This window comes from Micromonospora sp. LOL_024, assembly GCF_048060415.1.
GTDB lineage: Bacteria > Actinomycetota > Actinomycetes > Mycobacteriales > Micromonosporaceae > Micromonospora.
On the sequence record NZ_JBHMIS010000064.1, the window covers coordinates 1 to 9,058 of the forward strand.

Sequence of the window (9,058 nt, forward strand, 5' to 3'; positions counted from 1 at the left end):
GCCTCGCCCGGTCCTCAACACGGACAGAACACCTCAAGCCGGAACAACGCCGGGGCCGTGGGCCACACCTCGGCTTTCATGCTTCTTTCGCCAGATAAACACGGCGAGCGGAATTTCCTGGCCAGTCAACATCCGGTGCACCCATATAAATTAACGATTCTATTGCAATGGGGCCATCCTGCAAGGCCTCCAGCTCAAATACCAGATCGTTGACATCCTCCCCAACCTGCGCACTACGCTCATAAACTGCCACATAGAGAGTTATTCGGTCCGAATCCAGACGAACGGAGATGGCGCGCATTTCCCTTGAGATCAATCCTAACGCCGCTTGGACGACATTGAGCACCAACCTATTCTCGCGCACCAAAGCGGACTCCATCTCTCCAACTCCTCAGGAGGTCCAGTTCGGATTAACCGGAACGACGCTCGGACTTTTCGTACCCTTGATCATGAAAACGTTCGTGGGCTGATCGATAAAACCCGCGCCTGGATTATTGTTATAGCCAACCACACTGTCGTAACGAACAACGATATTTCCGTTACTCGTCTGCCCCAGAACTGTCGCGCCGCCGTTATGGTAAGCGTCCAGTACACGCTGAGCGTCCGCATGACTACTGAAGTAACTCTTGCCTGTATTGGCGTGCAACGGATGCCCCTGAACGTGCCGGCCCTGCTTCTGCCTACTGATGATCGCAGAGACACCACACCCGCCCGGACTGGTGTTGTGTACGAGCACCGGCGTGTTGCCTGCGAGTACATAGTACGTGTGGCGTTGTTACGGCGGCTGCGGCGATGTCATGGTGTCGATCTTGGCAGGGAGCTGGGCTTTCGCTCAACCTCCCGTCGACAATCAATCGATTGTTGGCGATTTTGACAGCAGCCGTGACAGCAACGTGGGCGCACGCCGGGCTGAGCGAGCCGTCAGCCGGGGCGTCTACTCGGTAGGTCGTCTGGTGCTGTTGGTGGGTTTCTTCTTCTGTGTGCGGCGGTCGATGAGGCGATCCACGGCGGCGATGCGGCGGTGGAGGCGTGTGGAGCCGGCGTCGATGGCGGTGGTGTCGATGCGGGCGAGGACCTCACGGGCGGCGTCGAGGTCGCCTGCTCTGGCGTGGCCTTCGGCGAGCCAGGTTTGGTAGAGGGCGACTTCGCGGGCGTGGTCGTGGTTGTAGCCGGCGAGTGCTCGGGTGAGGAGGGTTCGGCGGCGGCGGGGGTGCCGAGTTCGATGAGGCAGCGGGCGGCCATGACGTCGATCTCGGTCCGGTTGAGCCTGTAGACCCATTCGGGTTCGGCGATGCCGTCGGTGCGCTGGTCGTAGGCGTCGTTGACGGCGTCGAGGGTGCGGCGGGTGGTGTCGGTGTCGCGGAGGCGGGCGGCGGCCCAGGCGAGGCGTTCCAGCAGCAGCGCCCGGACGAGTGGACTGGCATGGGGTGCGCCGGTGACGGCGGATCGGGCGATGAGCAGAGCGTCTTCGCGTTTGCCGACGTTGGTGATCTGGTAGGCGAGGCTGGAGAGAAGTTGCGCGCCCAGTGCCCGGTCTCCTGCCGATTCGGCGGCGGTGACGCCGGACAGGTAGAGCCGTTGGGCGTCCTGGTAGCGGCCGGCGTCGCTGGCGACCCAGCCAGCGAGTTGGGCCAGTTCGCCGATCACGGTGTACAGCCGTTTTCCGGAGGCGTCGGTGTAGGAGGCGGTGCGGGCGAGGTGTTCGGCCTGGTCGAGTTCGGTGCGGATGACGGGGAGCAGGGTGCGGCTGCCGACGGTGTCGTCCAGGTGGCGAAGTTCGATCACCCGGGATTTCAGCGTCTCGATGAGCCCGGTGCCGATACGACGGCCGGCGCGTAGCTGCGCGGGGACAGGTGGGTCGCCGATGAGCCATTCGTGGGTGAGGCGGACCGGGTCTGCTGGGGTGCCGATGGGGTGGCCGAGGGCGTGTTCGTAGCGTCCGACGAGGTCGGGGGTGGCGGGGCGGCGGCCGGTTTCGACGAGGCCGAGGTAGGGCTTGCTGAAGTGGGTGAGCGCGGCCATGCCGGCGAGGCTGTGCCCGGCGGCCTCGCGGGCGGTCCGCAGGTGCGCGCCGAGGTCGGCGGTGTCGGGTGTAGACGAGGGAAGACCCTCGCCTGCTTCCATGGTCATCTGTCTCCCCTGATCCTGGTGGCAGGCCCAGCGGGGAGGTGCATCGAGTCCGGACCTGGCTGGTGCTGTGCCGGGAGGGCCGGGACCGGTTACGAAGATCGGCATTCTTCATACCCGGGTGCGTGCCCGGCCCTCCCACCGTAGACCACGTACGTTCCGGAGGGTTGAGCAGCGAATGTCGATGCACTTGCCGGTTCGCCCGGCCTGGACCTGCGCGGGGTGTGGGCAGGCGTGGCCGTGCCTCACCCGAAAACGTCAACTGTTGGCCGAGTTCGCCGGAGCGCGGGTGTCGCTGATGCTCTACCTGTCCCGGTTCTTCGTCGAGGCGTGCGTGGACATGCCCACCACCCTGTCGGGGACGCTGTATCGGCGGTTCTTCACCTGGCCCTACGAGCCGACCGACGGCCGCCGGCATGAGAGCGCCCCGCCGGGGCGGTGATCCCAGCGGGGCGCTCTGTCGTTGGTCGGGTTCAGTCGCCAGAGGCGGTGTCGTCGTCAGGTTGGTCGGGGTGCAGCGCCTGGTCCATGGACTCGATGGCGTGGCGTTGTAGGCGGAGCCGGACGTGGGAGTAGATGTCGGCGGTGGTGTGGATCTGCGCGTGGCCGAGCAGGTCCTTGATCGTCACCAGGTCCACGCCCTGTTCGAGTAGCAGCGTGGCGCAGGTGTGCCGCAGGTCGTGGAAGCGGATGTAGCGGACGTCGGCGAGTTCGCAGATGGCCTGGTGGTGGCGGTGCACCGCGGCCGGGTCCATCGGCCCGCCGGTGCTGGTGGTGAACACGAGCCCGGTTTCGGTCCACCCGTCGGCGGCCTCGCGTCGGTCGATGTCCTGCCGGGTGTGGTAGCGCTTGAGCGCGGTGACGCAGTCGCGGGGTAGGACGATGCGCCGTGCGGAGCGGTGGGTCTTGACCGGCTGGAAGGTGGGGCCGCCTCGGGTGCGGGCGAGGGTGCGTCGCACGTACAGGTGACCGGCGTCGAGGTCGATGTCGTCCCAGCGCAGGCCGAGCAGTTCCCCGCGCCGTAGCCCGGTGCGTAGGGCCAGTTCGAACAGGGGGCCGTGGCGGTGGTAGGCGGCGGCGAGCAGGTAGCGGCGGGCCTCGCCGGCGGTGAACGGTTGGAAGTCGCTGCGCGGGGTGGGTAGCCGTACCGAGCTGGCGACGTTGCGGCCGAGGAGGTCTTCACGGACGCCGTCGGCGAGGGCGGCCGACAGCACCGCCCGGATGTAGCGGACCGTTGCCGGGCGGATGTGTCTGCGGCAGCAGTTGCCGATGGCACAGCAGCGCGGCCGACGTGCCTTGACCGGATGGTTCGGATTGCGCTTGGCGTCCCAACCCTGCGCGCAGCACTGGCACACACTCGGCAGCCGGTCGAGGAACGTCCGCACCTCCCGCACCGTCAGCGTGCCGAGTTTCCGCCCGCCGAGGCCGGGGATCAGGAACCGGCGGACCAGGGATTCGTACGTGACGTAGGTGGTGGCGCGGAGCCGGTGCCGGGCGACGCCGGTCAGCCACGCGGTCAGGTAATCGCCGACGGTGAGGTTCGGGTCGGCGGCCACGACCAGGCCCCGGTTCGAGTCGGCCAGCTTGTCGGCGAGCTTGTCGGCCGCCTGGCGGCGGGTGGTGCCGTAGACGTAGATGCGCTTGCGGGTGCCGTCGGCGGCGAGGACGTAGCCGGCGCCGCACCAGCGGCCGTCGGCGCGTTGGAAGATCGTGCCTTCGCCGTTGGCCTTTCTACCGGCCATGGTCGGCCTCCTTGGTCAGTGAGTCGAGGTAGCCGGCCAGGGACCGGGCGGGGATGCGGCGGCAGCGGCCGATGCGGACGGAGCGCAGCCGGCGGGAGCGGATGAGGTCGTAGACGGTGTGCCGGCCGACTTGCAGCCGGGCCATCACGTCGGTGACGGTCAACAGGTCGGGGCTGTTCATTGGTCCTCCCCGAGTTGGCCGGTGTAGCGCCAGTCCCCGACGGTGAGCAGGTCGGTGGTCGGGTCGACGCCGACAGCTTCGGCGTGGCGGGTCAGCCGCCACCGACGCCGCTCATCGCGCAGCGCGGCGAAGGTGGTCGAGTAGGCCAGTGACTTGCTGGTGACGTGGCCTCGGTAGCCGAGCTGGTGCGCCCACCGGCGCAGCCGCAGCCCTCGCAGGTCGGGCAGTCCGCCGAGCCGCCAGCAGGTCTCCACCAACATGCGGCCATGCGCGGGTAGCCGGTCGAGGCTGACGCCGAGACGGCGGCCGGTGCCCGAGCAGACCCGACACCAGCGCCGAGCGTCGTCGCCGAGGCGCAGGCCGTCGCCTCTGCACGCGCGGCAGAACAGCGGCGGCACGTCAACGCCGACGGCCTCGGCGGTCTTCGTGGCGTACTTCGCCACGTACCGGGCAACCACCACATCCCCTGCGGGAAGTGGCTGGATGTCAATTTGTCGCCCCCACCGCAGCACACGCCCTCCGACGACCGCTGGCGTGGCGACGGTGACGACGGGGACCGCCCGGCGGATCGCGGTTTCCAGCAGGAGACTGGTTGCCCAGGTCGGCGGCGGGGTGGGCAGGCCGTCCGGTCCGTCGAGCCTGACGAGCGCGTGGAAGTGGACCACGCCCCGGGCCTGGAACTCGGCGACCTTGGCGAAGGCGATTCGCACCTGCCGTGCCGCCTGCCGCCGGGACAGACCCGCCGCAGCCGCGAGGGTGCGGCGTGCCTCGGTGGTGAACCGCGCCCACAGCATCCCGGCGTGGGCGTTGAACAACACCTGCCCCGGATAGTCATAGCCTTCCGGTTCGAGGGGGGTGCCGATCAGCGGATCGCCCGACAGGTGCCATCGGCCGCACCTGGACTCGTCGGGGTGGCAGGCACGAGGGACGCCGTTGCGGGCTGGGCCGAGGTGCACCGGCCCAAATGACGGCGCGGTCACCGTCATGAACACCCGCGGCCGGGCCACGGTGGTGGGCTGGTCGCGGAGCCCGGCGGCGATCAGGTGGAAGGCGTCGAGCTTGTACAGCGTCGAGCACGCCGGACACCTGGCGGCACGGCGGTTGCGGCACCGTACCGTGATCGTCTGCCGGTCGCCGGTGTCGGCGAGGACACGGCCGGTGCCGGCCTCGACCAGCAGGCCACGCCCGGTCAACCGGATCGGGTGCCGGCACGCACCGACCCGACCCTCCACCTCGTGAGCGGCGGCGATGCGGAGCAGGGTGTCGAGGTCGACGCTGTGAGGGGTGGATGGCATCATCGGCGCAGCTCCTCTCCACTCGTGGGAGGGCTACTTGCGGGGAGAGCGGCGGGGTGTTCTTGGCGGAATGAGCCGCCGCCCTCCCTGTCCTCACCATCCGGCGGAATCGCCCCGCCGGCGTCTGCGAGCAGCCGCAGCGGGTCGCGCACCAGCGCGGCGGTGTCCGATGCGATCCGGCCAGCGGTGGCGTCACTGACGTACGGGGTGCGGACCAGAGTGAACCCGGGCCGGCCTTCGGCCACCATCGAGGCGACCCCGATGTAGGCGGGGTCCTGCAACCGGCGCGGATGCTCATCCGGGAAGCCGGTGATGTCCGAGCCGAGCACCGCCGTGGCCGCCTCGCTGGTGCGCTGCGCGAAGCTGACCGCGACCTGGCAGTTGTCCCGGATCTTCGTCGGGATCGCATGCCCGGTGGCCTTCTGCGTCGCCAGGATCACCTGGATACCGACGTTGCGGCCCTTGCGCACCAGCTCCTCCACCAGCCGGGCCGTCTGCCGCGCCACCGCATCGCGTTTCTTCGACTCGACGTCGGTGCCCTTGGACTCGTTGAAGAACGTGTGCGCCTCATCGATCACCACCACGACCAGCGGCCACGAGGCGGACGGGCCGAGATGCCACACGTTCTTCACCCCGAGCACCGCCCGGATACACCGCTGACGGTGGGTCATCAGCTCATGCACCCGCGCCAAATGATCACGGACCTGCTCCGGGTCGTCCTTCGCCGACAGCCACGCCCGGCGGAACAGCTCGTCGTAGTCCGGGCCGCCCTTGCCGTCGATCAACACGAACTGCACCGCCGGACTCGGTGCGAGTTGACAGAACCGGGCGTTCAGCAGCGAGGTCTTGCCGAAGCCCGCCAGCCCCGCGACCACCACCCCGGACACTCCGGAGGAGCGGATGGTGACCGGCTGGCTGTCGGCGTCGATACCCGCCGACCACGTCTCCAGGTGGTCGGCGGTCGTGGTCTGCCCGTCCCAGGCGGTCGGTTGGGTGAGCGGGTCGACCATCAGCGCCCGCAGCCGGACCAGACCGGGACGGACCTGCGCTACCCGTACCTGCGGCACGCGCCACGCGTCGGCGAGATGCCCGGCGGCATGCTGGAACTCGACCAGGCCGAGCCGGCCGACCGTGGAGGCGTCGACCTCGACACCCCACCGCCGCGCCCGTACCCGGACCGCCGGAACCAACTCCCGCCGCACCACTACCGTCTGCGGTCGAGACGACCACGACGGCGGACGGACGTGTTCGGTCTGGACCAGGCCCACCCGCACGGCGGTACGCCGCCACGTGTATCGGATCCGCCAGCCGACGCGTATCGCGGGCCGAATCTCGGCGTCTGCCAGCAGATACCGCACCACATGGGCGGCCAGCCACGCCGTCGCCACGACAGCCGCCACGCCCAGCAGCACGGCGGGAACCATGGTGAGCAGCCTCAGATGAGTCGAATCGATCGTCGTCATCCAGGCTTCACCGCCGTCAACGCCGACGCGCGGAAGATCTGCCACGCCCGGCCGTTCTTCTCCCCCGCCACCAACGTCAGCCCGGTCGCCTTGACCCACTGGCCGACCGCGAGGTCCTTCGGCACCGACGGCTGCGGCACCGACACCCGCAACACCTGCGGGGTCCCACCGTCGGCCGTCAACGCCAGGGGCACCTCCACCAACGGCGCACCCGTGGTGCGGTCCATGGCGGCAACCCTGTTCTCCTTGTCCTTGAACTGCGGTGTCGCCGCAGCGAGCACCAACAGCCCCCTACCACCGTCAATCGGCAGTACCAACACGAGCGTTCTCCTTCTTTCGCCCACCACACCCCAACGGCGTGATTACTAGGCTTCCTAAGCTTCACGTGACAATCGTGATCTAGTCAAGGGGTTTGACCCAGGAATCTTGAGTAGCCCGTGTAGCTCAATCAGGACAGGACGACTACGATCAGCACATGCCGCACGACGCCGACGACCGACGCGCCCTGTTCCAACGGGTCGTCGACGACATCGTCGACCAGATCCGCACCGGCAAACTCGCCCCCGGCGACGTACTCCCCACCGCCCGGCGCATGGCCGACACCTACAGCGTCGCCTCCATGACCGCCCAACGCGCCCTACGGGAGCTGCAACACCGCGGCCTCACCTACGCCGTCGTCGGCAAAGGCACCTTCGTCCACCCCCAGGCACCCGAACGCATCGGCACCGACGCCGACGGCCGACCCATCGCCGCGACCACCCAGACACCGGTCATCAGCGACAACCCGGCACTCAACCGGCGCCTCGCCCTCTACCTACTCGAACGCGACCGCATCAGCGGCAAGATCGTCGACGCCTTCATGAACAAGGACACCGCCGCCGCCTGGCAAGCCACCGAAGAACTCGCCACTTTCCAACAAGCACACACCGACCTCGCCGACGACCTCGCCGCCTACGAAGCCAACCTCGGACGAGCCGCCGCCAGCGAAGCGCCCGAGCCCGCCGAGCCGCCGACACCGAAGAAGGCACGCCGCAACCCCAAGGCGTAGCCCAGCAGCCCGCCACCGACGGAGCCACTGGGCTAAAAATTGCTTCACCTAATCAAGACGGCCCGGCTTGCGCCGGGCCGCGCGCACGCGCTACAGGCCTACGGCCGCGCGCGCACGCGCCCGCGCGACGACCAGGGCGGCCAGGCGATGCCTCCCAGTCGAAGCAATCAAGGCCATGACGATCCCATCACGGTTCAACCCACGCGACGGGTTCCGGGGATCGACGCCACGCCGCTACGCGCCGTGCCACCGAGCCACCCCCGCCCACTGTCGGGTCAAACAGATTCAGTCTATACATTTGCATACATGCTCGGCGTCTGACAGCAGCTGTGACAGCAACTCAGGCGCACAACCACGCCTCTTGGCGCACTCCGCAGTCCCGCAATTACTTCGCATGGAGGAATCCTTACTGCTCATCGGCGGCACCCGGCGTTCCCTTCGAGCTGCATTCGTGCTTCATCGGAGCAAAGCAGAGCAACGTTGAAAGGAACCTCTCCGCCATCCCACTCTGGACCCAACCCAAACGAATTAGCCCATTCAGAAGACACGTCCTTGATCAGCCGAAAGAAGATCTCCCGATCAGCCGGGCTATCCCCTAGCAATAGGTCCGCTCGTTCGATTACCAGCAAGTACGCGCGAGCAGGACACCCAGACAATTCTGTAATGCACTCAGCGAATGCTGCCCAGTTCCAACCAAAGTATTCGGGAAAGCGTAACTCGCGAACAAACTCGGCAAAAAGCGCTTCAACAGTACGCATTAGCCCGCCGTCAAGCTTTACCACGACCCCGCCAGACACAGGCACTGACCTGCGCAGAGAATCAAGATCGGTCGAATCTGACAGCACGTGCATCCGGGGTTGGCTAGTGGTCCACAGGTCGCCGAAGTTGGCCATCATCAGTACCTAATAAAGGTTTGGTAGTGATCCGGAGTATAGTAAACAGACCCATCAGATCCAGTGACAATTCGTTCGCCGCCAGGCTTAGGGTTTCCCGAGCCGGGAACCGTGCCCCACTCACGGTAAGTTATAGCATCTCCGCCAGCCGTAGTGCGTGGGAGAACCTGCCCACCAGTGCCACCATCATTACGGAACACCTTCGGGACAGTCGGCCCCATCGCCCCGCTTTGAACAAGCACACCATCCAGGGCCATTGCGTAAAACCGGTGACGTTACGTGACTGCGTCGATGAGTTGGGTTGATCGG

General features: G+C 67.3%; 11 protein-coding genes and 1 pseudogene. 2 read left to right on the plus strand and 10 right to left on the minus strand.

From position 1 onward, the window contains the following. Positions 1–76: 76 nt before the first annotated feature. The 3 genes and pseudogenes from ACFHWY_RS27040 to ACFHWY_RS27050 form a co-directional block, all read right to left on the minus strand. On the minus strand, positions 77–379 hold the full coding sequence (locus ACFHWY_RS27040) for a hypothetical protein (RefSeq protein WP_416583076.1): 303 nt from the start codon (positions 377–379) through the stop codon (positions 77–79). 12 nt (positions 380–391) lie between these two features. Next, on the minus strand, positions 392–736 hold the full coding sequence (locus tag ACFHWY_RS27045) for a polymorphic toxin type 50 domain-containing protein (protein ID WP_416583077.1): 345 nt from the start codon (positions 734–736) through the stop codon (positions 392–394). Positions 737–934: 198 nt separating this feature from the next. Next, positions 935–2,130: pseudogene (locus tag ACFHWY_RS27050) on the minus strand (helix-turn-helix domain-containing protein). 175 nt (positions 2,131–2,305) lie between these two features. Here ACFHWY_RS27050 and ACFHWY_RS27055 point away from each other — a divergent pair. Then, positions 2,306–2,569: a flavin reductase gene (locus ACFHWY_RS27055; RefSeq protein WP_416583078.1), complete on the plus strand. Its 264-nt coding sequence runs from the start codon at positions 2,306–2,308 to the stop codon at positions 2,567–2,569. 31 nt (positions 2,570–2,600) lie between these two features. On the opposite strand, the gene ACFHWY_RS27060 is transcribed toward ACFHWY_RS27055, so the two are convergent. From ACFHWY_RS27060 to ACFHWY_RS27080, 5 genes are read right to left on the minus strand one after another with little or no spacing between them, the layout of a single operon-like run. Continuing rightward, positions 2,601–3,869, minus strand: a complete 1,269-nt coding sequence (locus ACFHWY_RS27060; RefSeq protein WP_416583079.1) for a tyrosine-type recombinase/integrase — start codon at positions 3,867–3,869, stop codon at positions 2,601–2,603. Next, a complete protein-coding gene (locus ACFHWY_RS27065) occupies positions 3,859–4,050 on the minus strand; it encodes a helix-turn-helix domain-containing protein (RefSeq protein ID WP_416583080.1) in 192 nt (63 codons plus the stop codon). The genes ACFHWY_RS27060 and ACFHWY_RS27065 overlap by 11 nt, the downstream gene beginning before the upstream one ends. Further along, positions 4,047–5,348 (minus strand): replication initiator, encoded by a 1,302-nt coding sequence (locus ACFHWY_RS27070; protein ID WP_416583081.1) that lies wholly within the window; start codon positions 5,346–5,348, stop codon positions 4,047–4,049. The genes ACFHWY_RS27065 and ACFHWY_RS27070 overlap by 4 nt, the downstream gene beginning before the upstream one ends. Further along, complete coding sequence (locus tag ACFHWY_RS27075) at positions 5,345–6,808, minus strand: FtsK/SpoIIIE domain-containing protein (protein ID WP_416583082.1); 1,464 nt, start codon at positions 6,806–6,808, stop codon at positions 5,345–5,347. The genes ACFHWY_RS27070 and ACFHWY_RS27075 overlap by 4 nt, the downstream gene beginning before the upstream one ends. Further along, on the minus strand, positions 6,805–7,128 hold the full coding sequence (locus ACFHWY_RS27080; RefSeq protein ID WP_416583083.1) for a hypothetical protein: 324 nt from the start codon (positions 7,126–7,128) through the stop codon (positions 6,805–6,807). The genes ACFHWY_RS27075 and ACFHWY_RS27080 overlap by 4 nt, the downstream gene beginning before the upstream one ends. A 155-nt stretch (positions 7,129–7,283) precedes the next feature. Here ACFHWY_RS27080 and ACFHWY_RS27085 point away from each other — a divergent pair, with 155 nt between their 5' ends. Beyond that, positions 7,284–7,856, plus strand: a complete 573-nt coding sequence (locus ACFHWY_RS27085; RefSeq protein WP_416583084.1) for a GntR family transcriptional regulator — start codon at positions 7,284–7,286, stop codon at positions 7,854–7,856. A 413-nt stretch (positions 7,857–8,269) separates the two neighbouring features. Here ACFHWY_RS27085 and ACFHWY_RS27090 read toward each other — a convergent pair whose 3' ends face one another. Continuing rightward, on the minus strand, positions 8,270–8,752 hold the full coding sequence (locus ACFHWY_RS27090; protein ID WP_416583085.1) for a barstar family protein: 483 nt from the start codon (positions 8,750–8,752) through the stop codon (positions 8,270–8,272). Next, on the minus strand, positions 8,752–9,006 hold the full coding sequence (locus ACFHWY_RS27095; RefSeq protein WP_416583086.1) for a ribonuclease domain-containing protein: 255 nt from the start codon (positions 9,004–9,006) through the stop codon (positions 8,752–8,754). Before ACFHWY_RS27095 ends, ACFHWY_RS27090 begins: the two co-directional genes overlap by 1 nt. Positions 9,007–9,058: the final 52 nt, after the last annotated feature.